Origin of the sequence: Quadrisphaera sp. INWT6 (genome assembly GCF_015390235.1) — a bacterium.
Classification (GTDB): domain Bacteria; phylum Actinomycetota; class Actinomycetes; order Actinomycetales; family Quadrisphaeraceae; genus Quadrisphaera.
Genome location: NZ_VUOH01000003.1, coordinates 38,495 through 64,558 on the forward strand (window position 1 = coordinate 38,495; position 26,064 = coordinate 64,558).

A 26,064-nucleotide genomic window follows, 5' to 3' on the forward strand; every position below is an offset into this window, starting at 1 on the left:
GGCGATCTGACGCTCAGGTGAGTGATCGTCGCGGGGAGGGGGTCAGGCGACGGGGGTGCGCAGGGTGGGCATGCCCAGGCCGACCGAGCGACCACCGGCGCCGCCACCGGCACCCACCCCCTGCCCGGGGCTGCCCTGGGCGGGGACGCCGCACGAGGCCAGCTGGCGGCGGTCGTAGGCGTCGCCGCCGCGGGTCCGCCGCACGCGCAGCGCCTGGCCGGCCGGCACGTCGGCGACCAGGTGGTGCGGCGCCGACTGCGTGACCTCGACGGTGATGACGTCGCCCGGGCGGGGCCGGTCGGCGTCGTCCACGCCGTCGGGCAGCCCCACGTGCACGAGCCGGTTGTCGCGGGCGCGGCCCGAGAGGCGCTGGCTGGCGCCGTCCTTCTTGCCCTTCGCCTCGCCGACCAGCACCTCGACGGTCCGGCCGACCTGCAGCGCAGCCTCAGACTCGCCGATCCGCTCCTGCAGCGCGATGAGCCGCTCGTACCGCTCCTGCACCACGGCCTTGGGCAGCTGATCGGGCATGGTTGCGGCCGGTGTGCCGGGGCGCTGGGAGTACTGGAAGGTGAACGCGCTGGCGAAGCGCGACGCCTCGACCACGCGGAGCGTCTCGGCGAAGTCGTCCTCGGTCTCACCGGGGAAGCCCACGATGATGTCGGTGGAGATCGCCGCGTCGGGGATCTGCGCGCGCACGCGGTCGAGGATGCCGAGGAACTTCTCCGACCGGTACGAGCGGCGCATCGCGCGCAGCACCCGGTCCGAGCCCGACTGCAGCGGCATGTGCAGCTGCGGCATCACCGTGGGCGTCTCGGCCATGGCGGTGATGACGTCGTCGGTGAACATCGCCGGGTGCGGGCTGGTGAAGCGGACCCGCTCGATCCCGTCGACGCGGCCGACGGCGCGCAGCAGGTCGGCGAACGCCGAGTTGCCGCGGCCCCGCGCCGCGTCGTCGAGCGCGTCGCCGAAGCCGCCGACCCCCGTGCCGTACGAGTTCACGTTCTGCCCGAGCAGCGTCACCTCGACCACGCCGTCGGCGACGAGCGCCTCGACCTCGGCCAGCACGTCACCGGGGCGGCGGTCCTTCTCCTTGCCGCGCAGCGCCGGCACGATGCAGAACGTGCAGGTGTTGTTGCACCCCACGCTGATCGACACCCACGCGCTGGCCGCCGACTCGCGGGCCTGCGGCAGCGTCGAGGGGAAGACCTCGAGCTCCTCCAGCACCTCCACCTGCGCCTCGGCCTGCACGCGGGAGCGCTCCAGCAGCGCCGGCAGGGCGTGGGTGTTGTGGGTGCCGAAGACGACGTCGACCCAGGGCGCCTTCGCGACGATGACGTCGCGGTCCTTCTGCGCCAGGCACCCGCCGACGGCGATCTGCATGCCCGGGCGGCGCGCCTTCACGCTGGCCAGGTGCCCGAGGTTGCCGTAGAGCCGGTTGTCGGCGTTCTCGCGGACCGCACAGGTGTTGAGGACGACGACGTCCGCCTCCCCCGTCTTCGCGGCGTCGTCCTCGGCGCGGGAGTAGCCCGCGCCCTCGAGGAGGCCGGCCAGGCGCTCGGAGTCGTGGGCGTTCATCTGGCACCCGTAGGTGCGGACGGCGTACGTGCGCTCGACGGGCTCTACCGGTGACACCCGATGAGGATAGGTCGCTGTGAGCAGCACCCCGACGCATCCGCCGGAGGCGGTCAGCGCGGCCCCCGACCTGACCGGCCCCGTGATGATGGAGCAGGCCTGGCAGGACGCCGCCTTCCTCCACTGGGCGGTGCCGCCCGAGCGCGTGGCGCGGTGGATGCCGCCGGGGGTCCGGCCCGACGTGCACCCGTCATCGCCGGACGCGACGTGGGTGGGCCTGGTGCCGTTCCGCATGGTCGGGGCGGGGCTGGGCCCGCGGTCGGTGGGCCCGGCCGTGCCGTGGGCGGGCACCTTCCTGGAGACCAACGTGCGGCTGTACTCCGTCGACGAGACCGGGCGCCGCGGCATCGTCTTCGTGACCCTGGAGTGCTCGCGGCTGGTGGTCGTGGCCGGGGCGCAGGCCGCCTTCGGGCTGCCCTACCGGTGGTCGCGGATGGCCTTCGACCGCCGCTGGTCCGGCGGCGGGGAGGGGGACGACGTCGGGGCCGGCCCCCGGCTGGCGTACGCCCTGAGGGGGCGGGGGCGGCGGTCGCGCGTGCACCAGCGGCTCGAGCTGGCCCTCGGTGACGACCTGCCCGCCGAGGAGGCAGCCGACGACGCGGGCCTGCCCCGCTGGCTGACCGCCCGGTGGGGGCTGCACCAGCAGCACGTGGGGCGCACCTGGTACGTGCCCAACGAGCACGGGCCGTGGCCGCTGCGGCGCGCGAGCGTCGTCGGCTTCGAGGACTCGCTGCTGGCCGACGTCGGCTTCCCCGAGCTGGCGGACCGGGCCCCGGACTCGGTGCTCGTCTCCTCCGGCGTGGTCACCCGCTTCGGCCTGCCCGGTGACGCGCGAACACCCCGCTAGGGGCTCGATCAGGTCACATCCGCGTCACGATGTTTACTCGACCATGAAGGTTCCATGACCATCTCTTGACCTCGGGCTAGGTTCCCCGGCCATGGGAACCACCGCGGCGGAGCAGCCGCTCGTCGTCGCCCGGGGCGTGGTGAAGCGCTTCGGCGACCACACCGCCCTCAAGGGCGTCGACCTGACCGTGCACCGCGGCGAGGTCGTCGTCGTCATCGGTCCGTCGGGCTCGGGCAAGTCGACGCTGTGCCGGACGCTGAACCGGCTCGAGACCGTCGACGAGGGCACGATCGAGATCGACGGGCAGCCGCTGCCCGCCGAGGGGCGCGACCTCGCCCGCCTGCGGGCCGACGTCGGGATGGTCTTCCAGTCGTTCAACCTCTTCGCGCACAAGACCGTGCTGGAGAACGTCACCCTCGGGCCGGTCAAGGTGCGCAGGCAGCCCCGCGCGAAGGCCGAGCAGCGGGCGCGCGAGCTGCTCGACAGGGTCGGTGTCGGCTCCCAGGCCGAGAAGCTGCCCGCCCAGCTCTCCGGCGGGCAGCAGCAGCGCGTGGCCATCGCCCGCGCCCTCGCGATGGACCCCAAGGTCATGCTCTTCGACGAGCCGACCTCGGCGCTCGACCCCGAGATGATCAACGAGGTCCTCGACGTCATGACCGGGCTGGCCAAGGACGGCATGACGATGGTCGTGGTCACCCACGAGATGGGCTTCGCCCGCCGGGCCGCTGACCGGGTCGTGTTCATGGCCGACGGCGAGGTCGCCGAGGTCGCCGAGCCCGAGGCCTTCTTCACCGCGCCCACCAGCCGGCGCGCCCAGGACTTCCTGTCCAAGCTCCTCACCCACTGACCCGGAGGACCCCGTGACCCGTTCCACCCGCACCCACCGCCGCACCCGCACCCTCGGCCTCACCGCTGCGGCCGCCGCCTCGCTGCTGCTCCTGACCGCCTGCGGCGGCGGCTCCTCCGACGCCGGTGACGCCCCCGAGCCCGTCGAGAGCGCCTCGTTCGAGGCCGGCACGACGATGGCCGAGCTGTCCCAGGCCGGCGCCATCACCATCGGCACCAAGTTCGACCAGCCCGGCTTCGGCCTGGTCGGCCTCACCGACGAGCCCGAGGGCTTCGACGTGGAGGTCGGCAAGGGCATCGCCGCCCAGCTCGGCCTCTCCGAGGACGACATCACCTGGGTCGAGGCGCCGTCGGCCCAGCGCGAGGACCTCATCACACAGGGGTCGGTCGACATGGTGATCGCCACCTACACGATCAACGACACCCGCAAGGAGCGCATCACCTTCGCCGGCCCTTACTACGTGGCCGGCCAGCAGATCATGGTCGGCGCCAACGAGGACCGCCTCACGGGCCCCGACGACCTGCGCGCCAACCCCGACCTCAAGATCTGCTCGGTCAACGGCTCCACCCCGTCGGAGAACATCCGCGAGTACCTGGCCTCCCCCGACCAGCTGGTGCTCTTCGAGGTCTACGACGACTGCGTCACGGCCATGAAGAACGGCCAGGTGCAGGCGCTGACCACCGACAACGTCATCCTGACCGGGTACGTCGCCGAGAACGAGGGCGAGTTCAAGCTGGTCGGCGAGCAGTTCACCGAGGAGCCCTACGGCATCGGCATCACCAAGGGCGACACGGCGTTCTGCGAGTTCGTCAACGGCGCGCTGCAGACCATGAGCGAGGACGGCTCCTACGAGGAGGCCTGGACCTCGACCGCCGGGGAGTACGAGGGCACCGAGGTGCCGACGCTGCCGACCGCGGACCCCTGCGTCTGACGCATGGAGCCCGTCCTCGACAACCTCGACCTCTTCTGGTCCGGGTTCCTGCGCTCGCTCGGCATCGCCGTCTGGGCGTTCGTCGGCTCGATGGTGCTCGGCACGGTGCTGGCGGTCTTCCGCGTCAGTCCCGTGCCGGCGCTGCGGGCCGTCGGCACGGTCTACGTGGCGGTGGTGCGCAACACCCCGCTGACGGCGCTGCTGTTCCTGTTCGCCTTCGGCATCCCGGCACTGCAGGTCAACGCGTCGTTCTACGTCTTCGGCGTGAGCGGCCTGGTCGTCTACACCGCCGCCTTCGTGTGCGAGGCGATCCGCTCGGGCATCAACGCCGTGGCTCCCGGCCAGGCGGAGGCGGCACGGGCCATCGGACTCACGTTCTCGCAGACGCTCGGCCAGGTCGTGCTGCCGCAGGCCGTCCGGTCGGTGGTGCCACCGCTCGGGAACGTGCAGATCGCCATGGTCAAGAACTCCGCGGTGGTCGGCGCCATCGGTGTCGGTGGAGAGCTGTTCAGCGTGTACGCGCGCCTCTCCAGCGCGCAGGGGTACGAGCGCCTGCCGATCCTCCTCGGCGTCGCCGCCTTCTTCCTGCTGGTGACGCTGCCCGCCGGCGCGCTGCTCGCGGCCACCGAGAAGCGGCTGGCGGTGGCCCGGTGAGCGGGGTGCTCTTCGACGAGCCGGGCCCGCGGGCGAGGCGGCGCACCCGCATCGCCACCGCCGTCACGGTGGTCGCCGTCCTGGCGCTCCTGGCCGCAGTGGTGCAGCGCCTCGCCTCGACGGGCCAGCTGGACCTCGACCTGTGGGCACCGATGCTCGACCCGAGCGCCGAGGAGTTCGGGCCGGTGTGGGACATCATCGGCAGCGGGCTAGGGGTGACGTTGCGCGCCTTCGTGGTGGCGGCTGCGGCCTCCCTGGTGCTGGGCGTGACCGTCGCGGCGGTGCGCCTGTCGCTGGGGCGCACGGCTCGACTGCCGCTGGTGGCCGCGGTGGAGCTCTTCCGCGGTCTGCCCGTGGTGGTGACGATCTTCCTGGCCGGTGAGGTGCTGCGGCTGGTCGACAGCGGCATCTCGACGTTCTGGGCGCTCGTGCTGGGGCTCACCGCCTACAACAGCGTCATCATCGCCGAGATCGTCCGGGCCGGCGTGGTCGCGCTCCCGAAGGGGCAGGCCGAGGCGGGGCTCGCCATCGGTCTCACCCCCGGTCAGGTCATGCGCTCGATCCAGCTGCCGCAGGCCCTGCGGGCGATGCTGCCGGCGGTCATCAGCCAGCTGGTGGTGGTGCTCAAGGACACCGCCCTGGCCTCGATCGTCTTCAACGACGTCCAGGACCTGCTGTACGCGGCCAACCGCCTGCGGCTGGTGCTGGACAACTCCCTCCAGGCGTTCGTGCTCATCGCGGTGATCTACATCGTCCTGTGCGTGCTGCTCGACCGGGCGGCGGTGTGGACCGAGCGCAGGCTCTCCCGGGCCCGCCCCTCGACGGCGGGGGCGGTGGCCCCGGCCGAGGAGGCCGTCACCCGGGTGTGACGACGGGTGTCACGACGGGCCTGACGAGCTCGCGGCGCGCGAGGGCGACCTCCTCGCGCGCCGCGCAGCCCGGGGCGTGGTCGTTGACCAGGCCCATGGCCTGCTGGAACGCGTAGGCGGTCGTCGGCCCGACGAACCTCCAGCCGCGGCGCTTGAGGTCCTTGCTCATCGCCACCGACTCCGGTGAGGTCGAGCGCACCTCGAACGGGCGCTGCTCCTCACCGGCGGGCTCCCAGCTCCAGGCGTAGGCGGCGATGCTGCCGTGCTCGGCGACCAGCTCGACGGCGCGGGCAGCGTTGTTGATCGCCGCCTCGATCTTGCCGCGGTGCCGGACGATGCCGGCGTCACCGAGCAGGCGCTCGACGTCGCGCTCGTCGAACCCGGCGACCACCTCGTGGTCGAAGCCGGCGAAGGCCTCTCGGAAGGCCGGGCGCTTGCGCAGGATGGTGAGCCAGCTCAGGCCGGACTGGAAGCCCTCCAGGCAGACCTTCTCGAAGAGGCGGCGGTCGTCGACGACCGGGAAGCCCCACTCGGTGTCGTGGTACGCCGCGTAGTCGGGCGTGGAGCCACCCCACGCGCAGCGCGGACGGCCGTCGGCGCCGATGACCACGTCCACGTCAGTCCTCCGCCTCGAAGTCCTCGTCGTCGTCCGGCGCGTCCTGGTGCTGCTGGGCCCGGACGGCCTCGCGGACCACGCGCATGGTCAGGCCCTGCGGGTAGCCCTTGCGGGCCAGCATCCCCGCCAGGCGCCGCGTCTGGACCACCGGCTCCAGCGACCCCATCGAGCGCAGCTTGCGCTCGATCAGCGCCCGGGCCGCGGCCTCCTCGCTCTCGTCGTCGACCTGCTCCAGGGCGGCAGCCGCGGTCGCGTCGTCGACGCCCTTGGAACGCAGCTCGTGGGCCAGGCCCCGCCGCCCGAGCCCCCGGGTGAGCTGCTGGGAGCGGACGAGCACCTCGGCGTAGGCGGCGTCGTCGACGAGCCCCACCTCGGTGAACCTGTCGAGCACCTGACCGGCGGTCTCGTCCGGCACGCCCTTCTCGGCGAGCTTCTTCTCCAGCTGGGCGCGGCTGCGGGGCGCAGCCGTCAGCTGGCGGAGCACGACGTCGCGGGCGGTCGCGGCGGGGTCGCGGTCGACCGCGGACGCGGACCGCTCACCACCAGCGGGCCGGTCGGGGCGGTCGGTGCGGACGGGGCGGTCGGTGCGGCCGTCCCGACCATCGCGGGGACCGTGCTCAGCGCCGCCCGAGCGGCCGGGACCGCGACGACCGCGGCCCCGGCGCTGCTCGCGCTCGCCGTGCTCCTGCCCGTCCGACCGCCCGTACGGCTGGTCGGTCAGAAGTCGACCTTGGCCTCGGCGGGCAGCTCGACGGTGTCGGCGACCGCGGGCTGGCCGATGCCCAGCTTCTCCTTGATCTTGCGCTCGATCTCGTCACCGAGGTCGGGGTTGTCGCGCAGGAAGGTGCGGGCGTTCTCCTTGCCCTGCCCGAGCTGGTCGCCCTCGTAGGTGTACCAGGCGCCGGACTTGCGGATGAAGCCGTGCTCCACGCCCATGTCGATCAGGCCACCCTCGCGGGAGATGCCGACCCCGTAGAGGATGTCGAACTCGGCCTGCTTGAACGGGGGCGAGACCTTGTTCTTGACGACCTTCACGCGGGTGCGGTTGCCGACGGGCTCGTTGCCGTCCTTCAGGGTCTCGATGCGGCGCACGTCGAGGCGGACGGACGCGTAGAACTTCAGCGCCTTTCCACCGGTCGTGGTCTCCGGCGAGCCGAACATCACGCCGATCTTCTCGCGCAGCTGGTTGATGAAGATGGCGGTGGTGCCCGCGGAGTTCAGCGCACCGGTCATCTTGCGCAGGGCCTGCGACATGAGGCGGGCCTGGAGGCCGACGTGGCTGTCACCCATCTCGCCCTCGATCTCGGCGCGGGGCACCAGGGCCGCCACGGAGTCGATGACGAGGATGTCGAGGGCACCGGAGCGGACGAGCATGTCGGCGATCTCGAGGGCCTGCTCACCGGTGTCGGGCTGGGAGACGAGCAGGGCGTCGGTGTCGACGCCGAGCTTCTTGGCGTACTCCGGGTCGAGCGCGTGCTCGGCGTCGATGAAGGCGGCGATGCCGCCGGCCTTCTGGGCGCTGGCCACGGCGTGGAGCGCGACGGTGGTCTTTCCGCTGGACTCCGGGCCGTAGATCTCGACCACGCGGCCGCGGGGCAGGCCCCCGATGCCGAGAGCGACGTCGAGCGCCGTGGAGCCGGTGGGGATGAACTTCATCGGCTCGCGGACCTCGTCGCCGAGGCGCATCACGGTGTTCTTGCCGAACTGCTTGTCGATCTGCGCGAGGGCGAACTCGAGCGACTTCGACTTGTCGTTGCTGCGGTCAACGGTCTTGGTGGGCGCGGCGGCCACGGGATCAACCCCTGTCGACGGGCACCCGGCGGGCCGGGCGCTGCTGCGGTGCGTTCGTGGACGACGCTAGGCGCCACCACTGACAGTCCGGTGCCGCGAGCCCGCGCCCTGTGGACGGACGCCCCTCCCGATCACCCTCGAGGGCCCCACCCTACCGCGCGCGGACCACCCGGACCGAACGCGCGTTCGACCTCAGCCGCGCTGCCGCGCCCGGTAGGCGGCGACGGCGGCGCGGTTGCCGCACGAGCCGTCGCAGAAGCGCCGCGACCGGTTCTTGGACAGGTCGACGTACACGTCGGTGCAGTCCTCGCCCGCGCAGCGCTTCAGCCTGCCGAGCTCGCCGCGGCGCACCACGTCGACCAGCGCCATCCCCGCCTCCACCGCCATCCGCTGGTCCAGCGGGGCGTCGGAGGGGGTGGCGTGCAGGTGCCAGTCCCACCCGTCGTGGCGCACCAGCTGGGGCAGCGCGCGCGCCTCGCTGAGCAGCGCGTTGACCAGCGAGACCACGCCCTCGTCGTCGCCGGCCAGCGCCAGGTCCCACAGGGCCAGCAGGCGCGGGCGCAGCGCCCGCACCGCGTCGAGCTCCGCAGCGTCGTGGTCGCGCCGCCCGCTCCAGCGGTGCTCCTCGCAGAAGGCGTCGAGCGCGGCGACGTCGGGCAGCCCCTCCTCGCCGGAGACGTGGCCGAGCGTGTTGACCATCGCGACGAGCGCGGTCAGCTCGCGCTCGGTGTCATGAGCGAAGAGCACCTTGACTCCTTTCACGGCGGTGGATACTGTCCCGGCACATGTCATCAGCGTAGGAGGTTTCGGTCATGTCGGCCAGCACCGGCGAGCGCGTGACGACGGTCTCCGTCCCCCGGCAGGGTCGCAGGTCCGACCCCGCCCCCGGCGCCGCGCTGCCCGCCGCCTCCCCCACCCGCGGGCTCGTGCTGGCCCTCGTCTCCGCCAGCGCCTTCGGCCTGTCCGGCATCTTCGCCAACTCCCTGCTGCACGCGGGGTGGTCGCCCGGCGCCGCCGTCCTGCTGCGGATGCTCGGGGCGTCGCTGGTGCTCGCCCCCTTCGCCGTCGTCGCGCTGCGCGGGCGCTGGGCCTCGCTCTGGCGCGCCCGGTGGACCTGCCTCGCGTTCGGGCTCTTCGCCATGGCCGGCTGCCAGCTCGGCTTCTTCGCCGCCGTGCAGACCGTGCCCGTCTCGCTCGCCCTGCTCGTGGAGTACGCGGGCGTGCTGCTGGTCGTGGCCTGGTCGTGGACCGTCGGCGGCCAGCGGCCGCGGCTGCGGACCGCCCTCGGCGGCGCGGCGGCGCTCGGCGGGCTGGCCCTCGTGCTCGGCGTCGGGGGCACCGCGGGCGGCGCGGGCGGGGTCGGCCTGGTGTGGGCGGGCGTGGCCGGGGTCTGCCTGGCGGTCTACTTCCTCCTCGCGGCCCGGCCCGACGCCGGCGTCCCCGCGCTCGCCCTGGCCTGGGTGGGCATGCTCGTCGGCGCCGCCGTCCTCGGCCTGGCCGGCGCCACCGGCCTGCTCCCCATGCGAGTGAGCAGCGGCGACGTCGACCTGCTCGGCGGCCGCGTGCCGTGGTGGGTCGCCCTCGTCGGCCTCGTGCTCATCGCCACCGCCCTGGCGTACGGCTCCGGCATCGCCGCGGCCCGCCACCTGTCGGCCGCCCCGGCCTCGTTCGTGGCCCTGACCGAGGTGCTGTTTGCCGCGGCCTGGGCCTGGGTGGCCCTCGGGCAGCAGCTCAGCCCGCTGCAGCTCGTGGGCGGAGCCGTGGTGCTGGCCGGCATCGTCGTCGTCCGCAGCGACGGCCAGGGCGCCGCTCAGCAGGCGGGGGTCGTCGCCGAGGCGGCGGAGGCCGAGGCGGGGGCCGCGTCGGAGGCGTCCAGCACCTCGCGCAGCACGGAGACCGGCACCGCGTAGGCGTGCTCCCCGGTGGTCGCCCCGGCGTAGACCACGCCGACCACCGCACCGCTGCCGTCGACGACGGCGCTGCCCGAGCTCCCCGGCGCCACCTGGGCCTCCACCTGGAGCGACCGCGCGCTGCTGGTGCCGAGCGGGTCGTCGACGAGCCCCGTCACCGAGCCGGCCGCGCGGGCGAGGGCCTCGCCGCGGGGGTAGCCGACCACCGTGACGGCCTCGCCCGGGCCCGGGTCGGCGCCCGCCAGCGGGACGGCGGTCGGCAGCTCCTCGCGGGTCCTGACGACGGCGAGGTCCGCGACCGTCGCCGCCACCGAGCCGGTGACCGCCAGCTGGTGACCGTCCCAGGTGTCGACCTGCAGCCGCTCCGCCCCCGCCACGACGTGCGCGTTGGTGACCAGCGTGTGCTCGTCGAGCGCGAAGCCCGAGCCCGTCTCGACGGCGTCGCAGCCGATGCTGCGCACCCGCACCGAGGCCCGGACGGCGGTGCGCTGGGCGGCGGCGCCGTCCGCCGCGGCGACGGCCCGCTCGGCCGGAGCTGCGTCAGCGGGCTCGAGGGCGGGGGCGGGAGCCTGCGGCACCAGGGCGCAGCCCGCCGTCCCCAGCACGCCGACGAGGACGCCCAGGACGACGGCGCAGCGCCTCAGCGCGACCTCGCTTCGCGCAGGTCGGCGGCGCGGGCCTTCTCGGCGGCCAGCTGCTCGACGCGCGCGTCGGAGGCGTCCAGGGCGGCCTGCACCTCGTCGAGCTGCCGCTGCAGCTCGACGGAGGTGGAGGCCAGCCGGTCGCGCTGCGCCTCGGCGTCCTGGGCCTGGGACCGCCACGCCTCGGCGGCGCCCCACAGGTGCGCGGACAGCGCGAGCGCGGCCACCACGGCGGCGACCAGCAGCAGGACGACGGCGGCGGTGCTCCGCGACCGGCGCCGCGGGCGCTGCCGCAGCACCGGCTGGACGGCTCCGGCGCCAGCGCCCTCGGGGGTGCGCCGCGGCGCGGGCAGCAGGGCGGGCGGCGGGCCCGACGGTGCGGACAGATCGGCTCCTGGCCGCTCGCCCGCCACCACCCCCGCCTCGCGCACTCCCTCATCGTGACGCGCCGCGCGGCGGCGCGCGGGGCTTTCGCGGGGTTGACGAGGGGGTGACGAGGGGTCAGCGGGCCCCGGCGAAGGTGCGGCGGTAGGCCAGCGGCGTCGTCCCCAGCCGGGTGAAGTGGTGGCGCAGCACCGCACCGGAGCCCCAGCCCACGGCCGCCGCCACCTCGTCGACCGGCAGGTCGGTGGTCTCCAGCAGCTCCTGGGCGCGCTGCAGGCGCATCCTGGCCACCCACGCGGCCGGGGAGGTGCCGGCGGCGTCGGTGAACCGCCGGGCCAGGGTCCGCGGGGACATCCGCGCGTGCGCCGCGAGGCGCTCCACGGAGAGGTCCTCGGCGAGGTGCTCCAGCGCCCACACGTGCAGAGCGGCGAGGTCGTCGTCGGAGCACGCCTCCGGCGGGAGGACGGCCGCGGGGACGTACTGCGCCTGCCCGCCGTCGCGGTGCGGCGGCACGACCATCCGGCGGGCGATCTTCGCCACGGCGGCCGCCCCGAGCTCGCGGCGCAGCAGGTGCAGCCCGGCGTCGATGGCGGCGGCGGAGCCGGCGCTGGAGATGACCGGCCCGTCCTCGACGTAGAGGACGTCGCAGTCCACCGATGCCGAGGGGTACCGGGCAGCGAACTCGTCGACGTACATCCAGTGCGTCGTGCAGCGGCGCCCGTCGAGCAGGCCCGCGTCGGCCAGCACGTAGGTGCCGCTGCAGGCCCCGAGGAACTGCGCTCCCCGCTCGTGCGCGGCGCGCAGCGACGCCACCACGGCCGGGCTCGCCGTCGTCCCCCGGGGCACCGGGGTGGTCACCACCAGGTCGGCCGACGCGGCGCGCTCGAGGCCGTGCTCCACCTGCACGGAGAAGCCCTGGTTGGTCCTCACCAGACCGGGGTGCTCGGTGACCAGGGCGAAGTCGTAGACGGGCAGGCCGTCGTCGCTGCGGTCGAGGCCGAAGAGCTCGCAGACGATGCCCAGCTCGAAGGGGGCGACCCCGGGCAGGACGAGGACGGCGACGTCGCGGATGGTCACCGGTCCAGGGTGGCAGATGGCCTGGCAGGAAGTCGATGGGCACTGGCACTCCTGCCACTGGTGGCACGACATCGACGGACGCCAACATCGAGCCATGGAGATCGTCATGGCCCTGGCCGCCACCGTCCCGGTGCTCGTCGTCGTCGCGCTCGTCCTGGTCGCCGTCCGCGGCGACGGGTACGGCCACCGCCGGCCGCCGTCGTCCCGGGCGGAGTGGACCGCCGACCGCCTCCCGTCGCGGCCCTACGGCGAAACCGGTCGCTGACCGACCCCGTGGTGCGGTGGGATGCCCCCGTGGACGAGCGCGCGGCCGTGGACCTGAACCTCGCCAACTGGGACGAGCGCGCCGTCGCGCACTCCGCCCCGGGCACCGGCTACCAGCTGGAGCAGTACACCGCCGACCCGGCGAAGGTCTCCGACGTCGTGGCGTTCGACGCGCCGCGGCTCGGCGACCTCACCGGCGTCCGCGGCGTCCACCTGCAGTGCCACCTCGGCACGGACACCCTGTCGCTGGCGCGGCTCGGCGCGCGGATGACCGGGGTCGACTTCTCCCCCAGCGTCCTGGAGCAGGCGCGCTCGCTGGCGTCGAGGGCCGGGACGGGGGTCGACTACCACCAGGCGGACGTCAGCGACGGCGCCGCGGTGCTGGCCGCCGTGGGCGCCGGCCGGTACGACCTCGTCTACACGGGCATCGGCGCGCTGTGCTGGCTGCCCCGCATCGCCGACTGGGCGCAGCTCGTGGCCGACCTGCTCGCACCCGGCGGCCGGCTGCTCGTGCGCGACGGCCACCCGGCGCTGCTCGCCCTCGACCACGACCGGACCGACGGCGAGCTGGTGCTCGCCTTCCCGTGGTTCGAGCGCCCCGAGCCGACCGTCTTCGACGAGCCGGGCACGTACGTGGAGACCGACCACGTCTTCACCCACACCCGCAGCGCCGAGTGGAACCACGGCCTGGGCGAGCTGGTCACCGCCGTGCTCACCGCCGGGCTGCAGGTGACGGGCCTGGAGGAGCACCGCAGCATCCCGTGGCAGGCGGTGGGGCACATGGTCGAGGTGCCGGGCGGCGAGTGGGCCCTGCCCGGCGACGCCGCCGACCGCATCCCCCTGAGCTTCACCCTGCAGGCGCGCAAGCCCGCCTGACGGGGGCGCCTGGCCACCCCTGACCGGGTGGGCTGCTGCCCGTTGGGTGACCTGGTGCCCGGGTGCGAGCCCTCCACCCGGGCACCATCGCACCCAGCGTGCACCGGACCACCCACTCACACCTGGACGAGGTGGCCAGCGCCCATGATCACGGGCGATCGGCCACCTCGTCAGCGGCGCGGGCGGCGGTTGGCCTCACGGGTGTCGATCCAGCGGCGCTCTGGCGGCACGTCCTGCGCGTCGCACAGGGCCTCCCACACGTCGCGGGGCGGGATCCCGGCGTCGAGGCCCTGCACGGGGGTGCGCCCGCCCAGCCGGCTCAGCACGATGTCGGAGGCCAGCGACCGGGCGTACTCGGGCCCGAAGACCTCCTCGGCCAGCTGCCAGAACTCGCTGTGACGCACCCGTCGATCCTCGCGCCGACGCGTGAGGCTCGCCACGCCGGCCCGGCGGGCGTCGTCCGGCGCGGCGCCGGCGTGGTGTGATCGACGACGTGCCCACCGCGAACGACCTGACGAGCCGCCAGCGACTGGTCCTGCGGGTCTTCACCGCCGTCGCTGTCGTCGAGGCCTTCACCTGGGTGGGGCTGCTGACCGGCATGTACTTCAAGTACGTGCCCGACGCCGCCAGCGCCACCGAGGTCGGCGTGAAGGTCTTCGGGCCCATCCACGGTGCGGTGTTCGTGGCCTACCTCGTCCTCGCCGTGGTCGCGTGGCGGGTGCTGCGGTGGCACTGGGCCACGGGGCTCCTGGCGCTGGCCTGCAGCGTCCCGCCGCTGTTCACCGTGGTCTTCGAGGTCTGGGCCGCCCGCACCGGGCGCCTCACCCCCACCCGCAGCCGCGTCCGCGAGACCGTCCCCGCCTGACCACGGCGTGCGCGTCGTCGTCAGGGTGAGGCCGGGCAGCCGGCGCGGGCCGCTGGTGGAGACCGACGACGACGGCGTGCTGGTCGTCCACGTCCGCGAGCGCGCCGTCGACGGGGCCGCGAACACCGGGCTGGTGAGGGCCCTGGCGGAGCACTTCGGGGTCGCGCCGAGCCGGGTCGCCGTCGTCCGGGGCCACACCTCGCGCACCAAGCAGGTCGACGTCGACGTGTGAGGCCCTCCACCGGTCGGTGGAGGCGCAGACCCACCGGCAGCCCCTGACGCCCGCCGCCCCGCAGCGGGCAGGCTCGTCCCATGAGCAGCGAGCCAGCGGTGCGGGTCACGGACCTGCACAAGCACTACGGCGCCGAGCGCGCCGTCGACGGCGTCTCCTTCGACGTCGCCCCCGGGCAGGTGTTCGCGCTGCTGGGTCCCAACGGGGCGGGCAAGTCGACCACCGTCGAGGTGCTCGAGGGGTACCGCGCCCGCACATCCGGCGAGGTCAGCGTGCTGGGAGCCGACCCGGGCCGCCCGACCCCGGTGTGGCGGAGCCGCCTCGGCATCGTCGCCCAGTCGACGCGCGACCTGTCGGACCTCACCGTCACCGAGGTGGTCCGCCAGTTCGCGACGTTCTACCCGCACCCGCGCCGCCCTGAGGCCGTCATCGAGCAGGTCGGCCTCGCCGACGACGCGAGGACCCGCGCCAGCGCCCTGTCCGGAGGACGACGCCGGCGCCTCGACGTGGCGCTGGGCATCGTCGGCGACCCCGAGCTGCTGTTCCTCGACGAGCCCACCACCGGCTTCGACCCGGAGGCGCGCCGCGAGTTCTGGGCGCTCGTCCAGCTGCTCGCGGCCGACGGCACCACGATCCTGCTGACCACCCACTACCTCGACGAGGTGGAGGTGCTGGCCGACGCTCTGGCCGTCATCGACGGGGGCCGGATCGTGGCCACCGGCACCCCCGCCGACCTCGGCGGCCGCGACACCGCGCCCGCCACGGTCCGCTGGCGCGACGCGGGGGGCTGGCGCACCGAGCTGACCCCGCAGCCGGCGGCGCTGGTGGCGCGCCTGCACGCCCAGGTCGGCGAGCTGGACGGCCTCAGCGTCCACCGCCCGACGCTGGAGGACGCCTACCTGTCCCTGCTCTCCTCCACCACCTCGCAGGAGGCCTCCCGATGAGCACCACCACGCCCCCCTCGGCGACGGCGCGCGCGGCCCGCACCCGGCAGCCCGCCGAGCCGGCGGCGTTCCGCTCCCCCGCGTTCCTGCTGCGCACCTCGCTGGCGCGCACCGCCGTGGAGCTCAAGGAGCTGTCGCGGTCGTGGGACGCGCTGATCTTCAACGTCTTCTTCCCGATCATCTTCCTGTTCATCTTCGGGTCGGTGTTCTCGGGCGACGTGGCGCCCGGCGTGAGCTTCACGCAGTACTTCACCGCCGGGATGGCGGCCTCGGGCGTGCTGCTCGTGAGCTTCCAGAGCCTCGCGATCTCCATCGCGGTGGAGCGCGATGACGGCCTGCTCAAGCGCCTCGAGGGCACGCCGGTGCCGCCGGCGGCGTACTTCCTCGGCAAGGTCGGGCTCGTCGTCGTCACGGGTGCGGTGCAGATGGCGGTGCTGCTGACCGCCGCGCACCTGCTGTTCGACGTCGACCTGCCCGCCGGGCCCCAGCAGTGGTGGACCCTCGCGTGGGTGACCGTGCTCGGCGCCGCCGCCGGGACCCTGCTGGGCATCGCCTACTCGAGCGTCCCCCGCACCGGGCGGTCCGCGAGCGCGGTGACGGCGCCCGTCGTCCTGGTCCTGCAGTTCATCTCGGGGGTCTTCTTCGTCTACAGCCAGCTGCCCGGGTGGATGCAGGACGTGGCCGCCGTCTTCCCGCTGAAGTGGATGGCCGAGGGGTTCCGGGCGGCGCTGCTGCCGGAGTCGATGGCTGCCGCCGAGCCCGCCGGCGAGTGGCAGCTCGGCCTCATCGCGCTGGTCCTGGCGGGGTGGACCGTGGTGGGGCTGCTGCTGTGCCGGACCACCTTCCGCTGGCGCCGGCGCGGCGACCGGTGACCGGACACGCCGCCGGGCCGGCCGCGGGGGCCGCGGCGCCGTCGGGCTTCTGGGAGCGGAGCCGGGTCGGCTGGCACGCCGCCTGGTACGGCGTCCTGGGCGTCACCGCGGTGGCGGTCCTGGCGCTGGCGCAGGCGCCGCTGGCCGACCGCCTCGTGGGCGTCGCGGCGCTGGCCGCCGCCGCCGGGCTCTACGCCGGGCTGGGGGCGCGGCTGCTCGCCGAGACCGGGGAGGAGCCCCCCACCCGCAGCTCCCTGGTGCGGTACGCCGGCTACACCGGCGGGGTCGGGGTGTGCCTGGCCGTGCTGTCGCTGGCGCTCAGCCCCGGCGTGGCGCTGGCCCCGCTGTTCGTGCTGTTCCCCCAGGCCTGGGCGATGGTCGAGCGCCGGGGCCCCGCGGTCGCCGTCGTCGTCGCGGTGCCCGCGGCGCTCGCCGTGGTGCAGGTCGCGCAGTCGGGCTGGGCGCCGGGCTCGGTCACCGACGCGGTGGTGACGGCCTTCCTGCAGTCCGCGGCCGCGATCGTGCTCGGGCTCTGGATCACCGGACTGGTCCACGAGAGCGAGTCGCGCGCGGCCCTGCTGGCGCAGCTGACCGCCGCCAGGGCCGAGCTCGCCACCGCCGAGCACGCCCGCGGGGTGCTGGCCGAGCGCGAGCGGATGGCCGGGGAGATCCACGACACCCTGGCGCAGGGGTTCCTCAGCATCGTCGCGCTGGCGCAGGCCGCTCAGGACGGGCAGACCCGCGAGCGCCTCGACCTCATCGAGGCCACCGCGCGGGCCAACCTCGCCGAGGCCCGCGCCATCGTCGCCGCCCACACCCCTCCCGACCTGGCGCAGTCGTCCTCGGACCACCGCCTCCTCAGCGCGCTGGAGCGCCTCGCGGCGCGCACGACCGCCCAGGACGGGCTGGCCGTCGAGCTGGACCTGCCCGCGTCGCTGCCGCCGCTGCGCCCCGAGGCGGAGGTGGTGCTGCTGAGGGCGGCGCAGGAGGGCCTCGCCAACGCCCGCCGCCACGGCGGCGCCACCCGGGTGGTGCTGACCCTCGCCGTCGACGTCGAGGGCGTCGAGGTGGTCCTGGACGACGACGGCGCCGGCCTGGGCCCCGAGGGCGCTGCCGCGCTGACCGGCCCGCGGGCCGGGTACGGGCTGGCGGCGATGGCCGCGCGGGCCGCTCAGGTGGGCGGCTCGGCGGTCCTCAGCGAGAGGGCGGGTGGCACCGGGTGCGTGCTGCGCGTCAGAGTCCCCGCATGACCGCCACGAGCCTCCGCCTGGTCGTCGTCGACGACCACCCCGTCGTCCGCGCCGGCATCGTGGCCCTGCTCTCCGCCGAGGCCGACCTCGAGGTCGTCGCGGAGGTCGACGACGGCGCGGGCGCGCTCGCGGCGTTCGAGGAGCACCGCCCCGACGTCGTCCTCATGGACCTGCGCATGCCCGGGGTCGACGGCGTGGCCGCGACCACCCGCCTCAAGGCGGCGCACCCGGGCGCGAGGGTGCTCGTGCTGACCACCTACGACACCGACGCCGACATCCTGCGCGCCGTCGAGGCGGGGGCCACCGGCTACCTGCTGAAGGACGCCCCCCGCGCCGTCCTCACCGACGCGGTGCGCCGCGCGGCCCGCGGCGAGACGGTGCTGGCCCCGCCGGTCGCGGCCAAGCTGCTGACCCGGATGCGCGAGCCCGCCGCGGAGCGCCTGACGGCCCGGGAGACCGAGGTGCTGGCGTGCGTGGCGCGGGGGCTGAGCAACCCGGGGATCGCCGCGGAGCTGTTCATCGGCGAGGCCACCGTGAAGAGCCACCTGCTCCGGGTGTTCACCAAGCTCGGCGTCGACGACAGGACCGCCGCGGTGACGGTGGCCATGTCCCGTGGCCTGCTCCCCCCGCCCACCTGACCCCCACCCCCTCCCGTGACGATCATGCGGATCCGCGCCACCACCCCCCTGACCCGCGCAGCGCTGGGGGGCCGTTGTCGGTGGTCGGTGCGACCATCCACGGGTGGCAGCGAAGGGCACTCCGACCAGCACCGACGACGTGCTGGAGCGGTTCTCCGCGCCAACCCGCGACTGGTTCCGCGGCGCCTTCGAGAAGCCCACCGCCGCCCAGGAGGGCGCCTGGCGGGCGATCTCCAGCGGTGACCACGCGCTCGTCGTCGCGCCCACCGGGTCGGGCAAGACGCTGTCGGCCTTCCTGTGGTCGCTCGACAGGCTGGCCGCCGAGGGCCGCCCCGAAGACCCGCTGCGCCGCACCCGCGTCGTCTACGTCTCTCCGCTGAAGGCGCTCGCGACCGACGTCGAGCGCAACCTGCGCTCCCCGCTGCTGGGCATCGGCTACGCCGCGCAGCGCCTCGGGCAGCCGGCGCCGGAGGTCACCGTCTCGATCCGCTCCGGCGACACCCCCGCTGAGGAGCGCCGCCTGTTCACGCGCCGCCCACCGGACGTGCTGATCACCACGCCCGAGTCGCTGTTCCTCCTCATGACCTCCAAGGCCCGCGAGGTGCTCGCCGGGGTCGAGACGGTGATCCTCGACGAGGTCCACGCCGTCGCCGGCACCAAGCGCGGAGCGCACCTGGCCCTGACGCTGGAGCGCCTCGACGCCGTCGTCGAGGCCGCCGGCGGCCGGCCCGCCCAGCGCATCGGGCTGTCCGCCACGGTCCGCCCGGTGGAGGACGTGGCGCGCTTCCTGGCGGGCGCACGCCCCGTCGGCGAGGCGCCCGAGGGGGGCGACGGCGGGGGCCGGCCGGTCACGATCGTGCAGCCGCCGGCGAACAAGTCGTGGGACCTGTCGGTGGTCGTCGCGGTGCCCGACATGGGCGAGCTGGGCCAGCCCGTCCAGGACGACCTCTCTGGCCTGGCCGCGGGGCAGCCCCAGCGGCACTCGATCTGGCCGGCCGTGGAGGAGCGCGTGGTCGACCTGGTCGCCGCGCACCGCTCGACCATCGTCTTCGCCAACTCGCGCCGCGTCGCGGAGCGCCTGACCACCCGCCTCAACGAGGTCTGGGCCGAGCGGAACGCTCCACCTGAGGTGGAGGGTGAGGGTGAGGGTCTCGACGTCTCCGCAGGTCCGGAGGCCGTGGGGGCGCTCGTGCGCCGGGCCCCCGCGGAGCTCATGGCCCAGGCCGGCCAGAGCCGCGGGCTGCCCGCTGACGCGCCCGTCCTGGCCCGCGCGCACCACGGGTCGGTCAGCCGCGAGCAGCGCTCCCTCATCGAGGAGGACCTCAAGGCGGGTCGCCTGCCCGCCGTCGTCGCCACCTCCAGCCTCGAGCTGGGCATCGACATGGGGTCGGTCGACCTGGTGGTCCAGGTCGGCTCCCCGCCGTCGGTGGCCTCCGGGCTGCAGCGCGTCGGCCGCGCCGGCCACCAGGTCGGGGCCACCAGCCGGGGCGCGCTGTTCCCCCAGCACCGCAGCGACCTGGTGCAGACCGCCGTGGTCACCGAGCGGATGCGCTCCGGCGGCATCGAGGCGCTGAAGGTGCCGGCGAGCCCCCTCGACGTGCTCGCTCAGCAGGTCGTGGCGATCACCGCCATGGACGAGGTCACCGTCGAGGAGCTCGAGCGCCTGGTCCGCCGGGCCGCGCCGTTCTCCGGGCTGACCCGCGGCGTCCTCGAGGCGGTGCTCGACATGCTGGCCGGGCGCTACCCCAGCGAGGAGTTCGCCGAGCTGCGGCCCCGCATCGTGTGGGACCGCGTCACCGGCGTCCTCACCGGGCGCCCCGGCGCGCAGCGCCTGGCCGTCACGAGCGGCGGCACCATCCCCGACCGCGGCCTCTACGGCGTCTTCCTCGCCTCCGGCGAGGGGCCGGGCCGCCGCGTGGGCGAGCTCGACGAGGAGATGGTCTACGAGTCGCGCGTCGGTGACGTGTTCACCCTCGGCACCTCCACCTGGCGCATCGAGGACATCACCCACGACCGCGTCCTGGTCACCCCCGCGCCCGGCGTGCCCGGCAAGCTGCCGTTCTGGCACGGCGAGGCCCTCGGGCGCCCCTACGAGCTGGGCCGCGCCATCGGCGCCTTCACCCGCGAGCTCGGCGCCCAGCTGCGCGACGACGACGGCGCGGGGGCCCTCGCCCGCGCTCGCGCCGCGGGCCTGGACGAGTGGGCGGCCGACAACCTCATCACCTACCTGCGCGAGCAGCAGGAGGCCACCGGCCACCTCCCGGACGACAGGACCGTCGTGGTCGAGCGCTTCCGCGACGAGCTGGGCGACTGGCGCGTGGTGCTCCACTCCCCCTTCGGCGCGCAGCTGCACGCCCCCTGGGCCCTGGCCCTGGCGGCGCGCCTGCGCGAGCGGTTCGGCCTCGACGCGCAGGCCATGAGCGCCGACGACGGCATCGTGCTGCGCCTGCCCGACCTCGACCTGCTCGGCGGCTCGTCCGACTGGGACGGCGGCGGCTCGCTCCTCGGCGACGGCCAGCTCTCCGCCCGCAGCGAGCCGCCCGACGTCCTCGAGGCGGTGCTGGCCGAGCCCGAGGACGTCGAGGCCGTGGTCACCGCCGAGCTGGGCGGCTCCGCGCTGTTCGCCTCGCGGTTCCGCGAGTGCGCGGCCCGCTCCCTGCTGCTGCCCCGGCGCCGGCCCGACCGCCGCACCCCGCTGTGGCAGCAGCGCCAGCGCGCCGCGCAGCTGCTGGAGGTTGCCAGCCGGTACCCCAGCTTCCCCGTGGTGCTGGAGACCGCCCGCGAGGTCCTCTCGGACGTCTTCGACGTGCCGGGCCTGCAGGGGCTGCTGCGCGACCTGCGCTCCGGGGCGGTCCGCGTGGTCCAGGTGACCACCGAGCAGCCCTCGCCCTTCGCCCGGTCGATGCTCTTCGGGTACGTGGCGCAGTTCCTCTACGAGGGCGACACCCCCCTGGCCGAGAAGCGCGCCGCGGCGCTCTCCCTCGACCCGACCCTGCTCGCCGAGCTCCTGGGCCGCGGTGACGGCGCGTCCCTGGCCGACCTGCTCGACCCGGAGCAGCTCACCCGCACCCAGTCCGAGCTGCAGCGGCTCGCGGAGGACCGGCGCTGCCGCGACGCCGAGGACGCCGCCGACCTGCTGCGCGTGCTCGGCCCGCAGACCACCGCCGAGGTGGCGCAGCGGTCACTGGCGCCCGACGACGTCGGCGGGTGGCTGTCCGACCTGGAGGGCGCCCGGCGCGTCATCCGGGTCCGCATCGCCGGCGAGGAGCGCTGGGCGGCGGTGGAGGACGCGGGCCGCCTGCGCGACGCCCTGGGAGCTCCCCTGCCGGTCGGCGTCCCGGAGGCGTTCACCGCCCCGGTGCCCGACCCGGTGGCCGACCTGGTCTCGCGGTACGCCCGCACGCACGTCCCGTTCACGGCGGCCGCGGTCGCGAGGCGCCTGGGCACCGGGGTGGCCGTCGTCGTCGACGCGCTCAAGCGCCTCTCGGCCAGCGGGAGGGTGGTCTCGGGCGACCTGCTGCCCTCCGAGGTGCGGCTGGCCCTCGACGGGGCCGGGTCCGGCGACAGCTCCCTCCCGGGCGGGACCCCCGACTGGTGCGACGCCGAGGTCCTGCGCCTCCTGCGCCGCCGGTCCCTCGCGGCGCTGCGCTCGGAGGTCGAGCCCGTGCCCCCGCGCGACCTCGCGCGCTTCCTGCCGGGCTGGCAGCAGGTGGGCTCGCGGCTGCGCGGAGCCGACGGTCTGCTGCGCGCGGTCGAGCAGCTGGCGGGCGCCCAGGTGCCCGCGAGCGCCCTGGAGACCCTGGTGCTCCCCGTGCGGGTCGAGCGGTACTCCCCCGCGCTGCTCGACGAGCTCACGGCCGCCGGCGAGGTGGTCTGGCAGGGCCACGGGTCGCTGCCGGGCGAGGACGGCTGGGTCTCCCTGCACGCCGCCGACGCCGCGCCGGTGACCCTCGCGCTGCCCGACGAGTCGCTCGAGCTCACCGACGTGCACCGCGCCGTGCTCGAGCTCCTCGCCGCGGGTGGGGCGCACTTCTTCCGGTCGGTGGCCGCGGCGCTGGAGGGCCAGGTCGACGCCGACGGCGAGCCCCTCGGCGGCGTCGACGACGCCACGCTGGAGCGGGTCCTGTGGGACCTCACCTGGGCCGGGTACGCCACCAACGACACCCTCGCCCCGCTGCGGGCCCGCCTCGGCGGTGGGCGCACCGCCCACCGGGCGCCGCGGTCGGCTCCGCGCTCGCGGTACGGGCGCACCGGGGCCACCGGTGCGCGCTACGGGCTGGGACGCGCCGGCGGGGGCCTCGGCCGGCCGGGCAGCGCCTTCGGCGGCGCACCGCGCTCGGGTCCGCCGAGCACGGTGGGCCGCTGGTCGCTGCTGCCCGAGCTGGAGCCCGACGCCACCGTGCGGGCCTCGGTGACCGCCGAGGTGCTGCTCGACCGGCACGGCGTGCTGACCCGCGGGGCGGTGGCCTCGGAGCGGCTGCCCGGCGGGTTCGCTGCGGTGTACCGGGTGCTGGCCGCCATGGAGGAGGCCGGCCGGGTGCGCCGAGGCTACTTCGTGGAGGGGCTCGGGGCCTCGCAGTTCGCCAGCACGGGCGCCGTCGACAGGCTGCGCGCGGCGAGCCGCCCCCTCTCGACCATCGGGCGCGGCGAGTGGCAGCGCGGCGCTTCCGGAGCCCCCGGGGCCCCCGGGTCCCCTGGACGAGGAGCGGCGAGCTCCGACCCGTGGGAGGCGGCCGGGCTCGGACCCGCCGGGGGCTCCGGCGGCGCGGGCGGTGACCGCGACGGCGCCGACCGGCCGCGCACCGTCGTGCTGGCGGCCTCCGACCCCGCCAACCCCTACGGCGCGGCGCTGCCCTGGCCGGAGCGGGGCTCCACCGCGAGCGGCGAGCCCGGCGCCGGCGGCTCGGGCGCCGCCACCGGCCACCGCGCCGGCCGCAAGGCGGGGGCGCTCGTGGTGCTGCTGGAGGGCGACCTCGTGCTCTACGTCGAGCGCGGCGGGCGGACCCTGCTGTCGTTCACCGACGCCCCCTCCGCCCTCCAGGCCGGGGCCGACGCCCTGGCGCTCGCGGTCCGCGACGGCGCCCTCGGGCGCCTCACCGTGGAGAAGGCCGACGGCGCGGGAGTGCTCACCCCCGGCAGCTCGGCCCTCGCAGCCGCCCTGGAGGCCGCCGGCTTCACCGCGACCCCGAGGGGGCTGCGGGTCCGCAGCTGACCCCGCCGGCCGTCCGCTGGCCGGCCGGCCCCGCGGGACGAGCGGGCGACCGGGCGCGGTGTGCCGGCGGACGCGGACGGCGTCCGCTCCCCCGGCCACCGCTGTGGAGAGCCGTCCACAGGGTCCACGTCCCCAGCGGACGGCGTCCGCGACCGTCCAGATCCGACGCCCCCTCCCCCTGGGGCCGGCACGACGCTCGGGGTCCCAGCTCCGCTGCTGCAGACCACCCCCGGGAACGGACGGGCGCCCCGGCGCCCTGCGCCGGCGGGTGCGGACGGCGTCCGCTCCCCCGGCCACCGCTGTGGAGAGCCGTCCACAGGATCCGTGCCGCCAGCGGACGGCGTCCGCACCGGTGCGAGCTCAGCACCCGCACCGACCCGGCATTGTGTAACAATCTGGCCGTGCGCGCCGCCGTCCTCGTCGTGCTGGCAGCCGTCTGCTTCGGCTCGACCGGCACCGCCGTCGCCCTCGGGGCGCCCGGCGCCTCGCCGCTGTCGGTGGGGTCGGCTCGCGTGCTCGTCGGCGGCGCCCTGCTGGCCCTGCTCGCGGGAGGGGCCCTGGTGAGCGCCCTGCGGGGCGCTGACGCCCGCACGTGGGGCCTGGTCGGGGTGGGTGCGCTCGGCGTCGTCGCCTACCAGCCGCTGTTCTTCGCGGGGACGGCCGCCAACGGGGTGGCCGTCGGCACGGTCGTGGCCCTCGGGTCGGCGCCCCTGGTGACCGGTGTCCTCGGCTGGGTCCTCACGCGCACGGTGCCCGGCCGGCGGTGGCTGCTGGCCACCGGCGTCGCCGTCGTCGGGCTGGCGCTGCTGGCCAGCGGCGCGGGAGGCGCAGGAGGCGCGGACGGCGCGGGAGCGGGAGCCGCGTCGCCGGCGGGCCTGCTGGCCTCCCTGGGCGCGGGCACGAGCTACGCGGTGTTCGCACTGGTCACCAAGGCCCTGCTCGACCGCGGGTGGACCCCGACGACGAGCACGGGTGCCGTCTTCGGCGGGGCCGCGGTGCTGAGCCTGCCGGTGCTGCTGGCCACGGACCTCACCTGGCTCGGTGCTCCGGCCTCGTGGACGGCCGTGCTGTGGCTCGGGGCGGTGACCACGGCGCTGGCCTACGCGCTCTTCGCCCGGGGCCTGCGCCACCTGCCCGCCGCGACGGTCGCGACGCTGACCCTCGCCGAGCCGCTGACGGCGACCCTGCTGGGGCTCGTCGTCCTGCACGAGCACCTCGGGCCGGCGCAGGTGACGGCCCTGGTCCTGCTGGCGGGCGCGCTCGCCGTGCTGGCCGCCCCCGCCCGCCGACGCCTGGGTGCTGCCACGGCGGTCCCCTCGTGAGCCCCGCGACCAGCAGGCCGACGGCCGCCGCGGCGCTCGCGGGCGTGCTGCGCACCCAGGTGCTCGACGGGCACCTGGCCCCCGGCACACCGCTGCGCGAGGAGGCCCTGGCCACCGAGCACGGGCTGAGCCGGCACACGGTGCGCAGCGCCCTGCAGCAGCTGGCCGGCGAGCGCCTCGCCGAGGCCGCCCCCTTCCGGGGCGTGCGCGTGGCGTCCCTCGACGACGACGCCGTCAGATCGCTGCAGGACCTGCGCCGCGCCGTGGAGAGCGAGGCGGTCCGGCTGCTGGTCGCGCGGCACGGGCGGGCCTGGCCGGAGGCGGTCACCGACGTCCTGGCCGAGCACCTGGCCAGCCTGGAGCGGTCCGCGGGCGGGGAGGGCGATCGCCTCGCCGTCCTGAGCGACCACGCGGCCTTCCACCACGCCCTCGTCGCGGCGGCCGGCAGCGCACGGCTCACCGAGGTCTCCGCCGGGCTGAGCGCCGAGGTCCGGCTGTTCACGGCGCACCTGCGGCTGCACCTCGAGCCGGCCGGGCTGGTCGCCGAGCACCGCGCCTACCTCGACGACGTCCGCCTCCGCGGGCCCGCGGCCGTGCACGAGCACCTCGCCGCGTCGCAGGAGGCGCTGCTCACCGGCCGCTGAGGGGCCGCTGAGGGGCCGCCGACGTCCCGCTGAGCAGCTGCCCCCTCAGCCCTCGTCCCAGGCGACCGCCCGCACCGGCGCGCCGTCACCCCCGGCGAGGCGCAGCGGCAGGAGCGCCACCCGGGGCCGGGCCATCGCCTGCACCGCGCCCAGGTCGCGCAGGTTCTCCGCGAGGACCCCGCCCGCGCCGAGCACGGCGTGGTGCACGGCGAGGTCGGTGGAGCCCGTGGCGTCGGGGCTGAGCGCGTCGACGCCGAGGGTCCGGACCCCTGCCGCGACGAGCCGCTCGGCCACCTCGGCGTCGAGCCAGGGGTGCTTCGCGTACGAGGGCCCGCCCCACCGGGCGTCCCACCCGGTCCGCACGAGCACGACGACGCCGGGACCGAGGTCGCCCTCCCGCTCGCCGAACGCGTCCCACCCGACGCGCTCCCCCGCCCCGGCCCCGCGGACGTCGACCACGACGGCCGGGCCCGTGAACAGCCCGAGGTCCAGCGCGTCCAGGTCGGCCCCGCCCGGGACCACGTGCGAGGGGGCGTCGACGTGGGTCCCGCTGTGGCTGCCCAGGCGCCACGCCGTCACCGCGCAGCCGTCGCGCACCACGTCGAGCGCCGGCTCGGCGGAGACCTCCGGGTCGCCGGGGAAGACCGGCATGCCCGGGGCCACCGGCTGCGAGAGGTCGACGAGGCGCACCGCCCCAGCCTGCCCCCACCGGCCCGGTCCGTCCCGGAGGGCGGCCAGGGGCCCGG

27 protein-coding genes are annotated in these 26,064 nt (G+C 75.6%); 17 read left to right on the plus strand and 10 right to left on the minus strand.

The features are described from left to right. Positions 1-42 precede the first annotated feature (42 nt). Entirely contained in the window at positions 43-1,632 is a 1,590-nt protein-coding gene (gene miaB / locus F1641_RS10070) for a tRNA (N6-isopentenyl adenosine(37)-C2)-methylthiotransferase MiaB (protein ID WP_309225541.1), read from the minus strand. A 19-nt stretch (positions 1,633-1,651) separates the two neighbouring features. Between miaB and F1641_RS10075 the strand changes: the two genes are divergently transcribed. The 5 genes from F1641_RS10075 (at position 1,652) to F1641_RS10095 (ending at position 5,780) form a co-directional block, all read left to right on the plus strand. Further along, on the plus strand, positions 1,652-2,479 hold the full coding sequence (locus F1641_RS10075; protein ID WP_309225542.1) for a DUF2071 domain-containing protein: 828 nt from the start codon (positions 1,652-1,654) through the stop codon (positions 2,477-2,479). A 91-nt stretch (positions 2,480-2,570) separates the two neighbouring features. Continuing rightward, a complete protein-coding gene (locus F1641_RS10080; protein WP_194905204.1) occupies positions 2,571-3,326 on the plus strand; it encodes an amino acid ABC transporter ATP-binding protein in 756 nt (251 codons plus the stop codon). Between the two features lie 13 nt (positions 3,327-3,339). Further along, positions 3,340-4,257, plus strand: a complete 918-nt coding sequence (locus tag F1641_RS10085; protein ID WP_194905206.1) for a glutamate ABC transporter substrate-binding protein — start codon at positions 3,340-3,342, stop codon at positions 4,255-4,257. 3 nt (positions 4,258-4,260) lie between these two features. Next, positions 4,261-4,911, plus strand: a complete 651-nt coding sequence (locus F1641_RS10090) for an amino acid ABC transporter permease (RefSeq protein WP_194905208.1) — start codon at positions 4,261-4,263, stop codon at positions 4,909-4,911. Next, entirely contained in the window at positions 4,908-5,780 is an 873-nt protein-coding gene (locus F1641_RS10095; RefSeq protein ID WP_194905210.1) for an amino acid ABC transporter permease, read from the plus strand. Before F1641_RS10090 ends, F1641_RS10095 begins: the two co-directional genes overlap by 4 nt. On the opposite strand, the gene F1641_RS10100 is transcribed toward F1641_RS10095, so the two are convergent. The 4 genes from F1641_RS10100 to F1641_RS10115 all read right to left on the minus strand — a co-directional run bounded on the left by F1641_RS10100 (position 5,767) and on the right by F1641_RS10115 (position 8,934). After that, positions 5,767-6,396 (minus strand): DNA-3-methyladenine glycosylase I, encoded by a 630-nt coding sequence (locus F1641_RS10100; RefSeq protein ID WP_194905212.1) that lies wholly within the window; start codon positions 6,394-6,396, stop codon positions 5,767-5,769. The two genes, F1641_RS10095 and F1641_RS10100, sit on opposite strands and share 14 nt — an antisense overlap. A 1-nt stretch (position 6,397) precedes the next feature. Further along, positions 6,398-6,880, minus strand: a complete 483-nt coding sequence (locus tag F1641_RS10105) for a regulatory protein RecX (RefSeq protein WP_309225543.1) — start codon at positions 6,878-6,880, stop codon at positions 6,398-6,400. A gap of 233 nt (positions 6,881-7,113) precedes the next feature. Continuing rightward, positions 7,114-8,187, minus strand: a complete 1,074-nt coding sequence (gene recA, locus F1641_RS10110; RefSeq protein WP_194905215.1) for a recombinase RecA — start codon at positions 8,185-8,187, stop codon at positions 7,114-7,116. Positions 8,188-8,379: 192 nt separating this feature from the next. After that, a complete protein-coding gene (locus F1641_RS10115) occupies positions 8,380-8,934 on the minus strand; it encodes a CGNR zinc finger domain-containing protein (protein ID WP_194905873.1) in 555 nt (184 codons plus the stop codon). A 65-nt stretch (positions 8,935-8,999) separates the two neighbouring features. On the opposite strand from F1641_RS10115, the gene F1641_RS10120 reads away from it, so the two are divergent. Then, entirely contained in the window at positions 9,000-10,097 is a 1,098-nt protein-coding gene (locus tag F1641_RS10120) for a DMT family transporter (RefSeq protein ID WP_194905217.1), read from the plus strand. Here the strand turns inward: F1641_RS10120 and F1641_RS10125 are convergent. The 3 genes from F1641_RS10125 to F1641_RS10135 all read right to left on the minus strand — a co-directional run bounded on the left by F1641_RS10125 (position 9,998) and on the right by F1641_RS10135 (position 12,199). Beyond that, positions 9,998-10,702 (minus strand): serine protease, encoded by a 705-nt coding sequence (locus F1641_RS10125; protein WP_206690991.1) that lies wholly within the window; start codon positions 10,700-10,702, stop codon positions 9,998-10,000. The genes F1641_RS10120 and F1641_RS10125 overlap by 100 nt on opposite strands. A gap of 35 nt (positions 10,703-10,737) precedes the next feature. Next, the gene (locus tag F1641_RS10130; protein ID WP_194905219.1) at positions 10,738-11,169 is read right to left on the minus strand and encodes a hypothetical protein; all 432 of its coding nucleotides are present in this window, start codon (positions 11,167-11,169) and stop codon (positions 10,738-10,740) included. A gap of 70 nt (positions 11,170-11,239) precedes the next feature. Beyond that, complete coding sequence (locus tag F1641_RS10135) at positions 11,240-12,199, minus strand: GlxA family transcriptional regulator (RefSeq protein WP_219729535.1); 960 nt, start codon at positions 12,197-12,199, stop codon at positions 11,240-11,242. 94 nt (positions 12,200-12,293) lie between these two features. On the opposite strand from F1641_RS10135, the gene F1641_RS10140 reads away from it, so the two are divergent. Continuing rightward, entirely contained in the window at positions 12,294-12,464 is a 171-nt protein-coding gene (locus F1641_RS10140) for a hypothetical protein (RefSeq protein ID WP_194906035.1), read from the plus strand. Positions 12,465-12,493: 29 nt separating this feature from the next. Next, the gene (locus tag F1641_RS10145; RefSeq protein ID WP_194905223.1) at positions 12,494-13,339 is read left to right on the plus strand and encodes a bifunctional 2-polyprenyl-6-hydroxyphenol methylase/3-demethylubiquinol 3-O-methyltransferase UbiG; all 846 of its coding nucleotides are present in this window, start codon (positions 12,494-12,496) and stop codon (positions 13,337-13,339) included. A gap of 170 nt (positions 13,340-13,509) precedes the next feature. Here F1641_RS10145 and F1641_RS10150 read toward each other — a convergent pair whose 3' ends face one another. Continuing rightward, positions 13,510-13,743, minus strand: a complete 234-nt coding sequence (locus F1641_RS10150; protein ID WP_194905224.1) for a DUF3046 domain-containing protein — start codon at positions 13,741-13,743, stop codon at positions 13,510-13,512. Between the two features lie 89 nt (positions 13,744-13,832). Here F1641_RS10150 and F1641_RS10155 point away from each other — a divergent pair, with 89 nt between their 5' ends. The 9 genes from F1641_RS10155 (at position 13,833) to F1641_RS10195 (ending at position 25,318) form a co-directional block, all read left to right on the plus strand. Beyond that, positions 13,833-14,204, plus strand: a complete 372-nt coding sequence (locus F1641_RS10155; protein WP_206690992.1) for a DUF3817 domain-containing protein — start codon at positions 13,833-13,835, stop codon at positions 14,202-14,204. Positions 14,205-14,211: 7 nt separating this feature from the next. Then, positions 14,212-14,436, plus strand: a complete 225-nt coding sequence (locus tag F1641_RS10160; protein WP_194905226.1) for a DUF167 domain-containing protein — start codon at positions 14,212-14,214, stop codon at positions 14,434-14,436. A gap of 80 nt (positions 14,437-14,516) precedes the next feature. Further along, a complete protein-coding gene (locus F1641_RS10165) occupies positions 14,517-15,380 on the plus strand; it encodes an ABC transporter ATP-binding protein (RefSeq protein WP_194905228.1) in 864 nt (287 codons plus the stop codon). Then, positions 15,377-16,252 (plus strand): ABC transporter permease, encoded by an 876-nt coding sequence (locus F1641_RS10170; protein WP_194905230.1) that lies wholly within the window; start codon positions 15,377-15,379, stop codon positions 16,250-16,252. Before F1641_RS10165 ends, F1641_RS10170 begins: the two co-directional genes overlap by 4 nt. Next, positions 16,249-17,502: a histidine kinase gene (locus F1641_RS23180; protein ID WP_194905232.1), complete on the plus strand. Its 1,254-nt coding sequence runs from the start codon at positions 16,249-16,251 to the stop codon at positions 17,500-17,502. The genes F1641_RS10170 and F1641_RS23180 overlap by 4 nt, the downstream gene beginning before the upstream one ends. After that, positions 17,499-18,140 carry a response regulator transcription factor gene (locus F1641_RS10180; RefSeq protein WP_194905234.1) on the plus strand — a complete coding sequence of 214 codons (642 nt, stop codon included), beginning with the start codon at positions 17,499-17,501 and terminating at the stop codon, positions 18,138-18,140. The genes F1641_RS23180 and F1641_RS10180 overlap by 4 nt, the downstream gene beginning before the upstream one ends. A 103-nt stretch (positions 18,141-18,243) precedes the next feature. After that, positions 18,244-23,352 carry an ATP-dependent helicase gene (locus F1641_RS10185; protein ID WP_194905235.1) on the plus strand — a complete coding sequence of 1,703 codons (5,109 nt, stop codon included), beginning with the start codon at positions 18,244-18,246 and terminating at the stop codon, positions 23,350-23,352. A 401-nt stretch (positions 23,353-23,753) separates the two neighbouring features. Continuing rightward, positions 23,754-24,674, plus strand: a complete 921-nt coding sequence (locus F1641_RS10190; protein ID WP_194905238.1) for a DMT family transporter — start codon at positions 23,754-23,756, stop codon at positions 24,672-24,674. Next, a complete protein-coding gene (locus tag F1641_RS10195; protein WP_194905240.1) occupies positions 24,671-25,318 on the plus strand; it encodes a GntR family transcriptional regulator in 648 nt (215 codons plus the stop codon). Before F1641_RS10190 ends, F1641_RS10195 begins: the two co-directional genes overlap by 4 nt. Positions 25,319-25,363: 45 nt before the next feature. Here F1641_RS10195 and F1641_RS10200 read toward each other — a convergent pair whose 3' ends face one another. Further along, the gene (locus tag F1641_RS10200) at positions 25,364-26,008 is read right to left on the minus strand and encodes a cyclase family protein (protein ID WP_194905242.1); all 645 of its coding nucleotides are present in this window, start codon (positions 26,006-26,008) and stop codon (positions 25,364-25,366) included. Between the last annotated feature and the right edge of the window lie 56 nt (positions 26,009-26,064).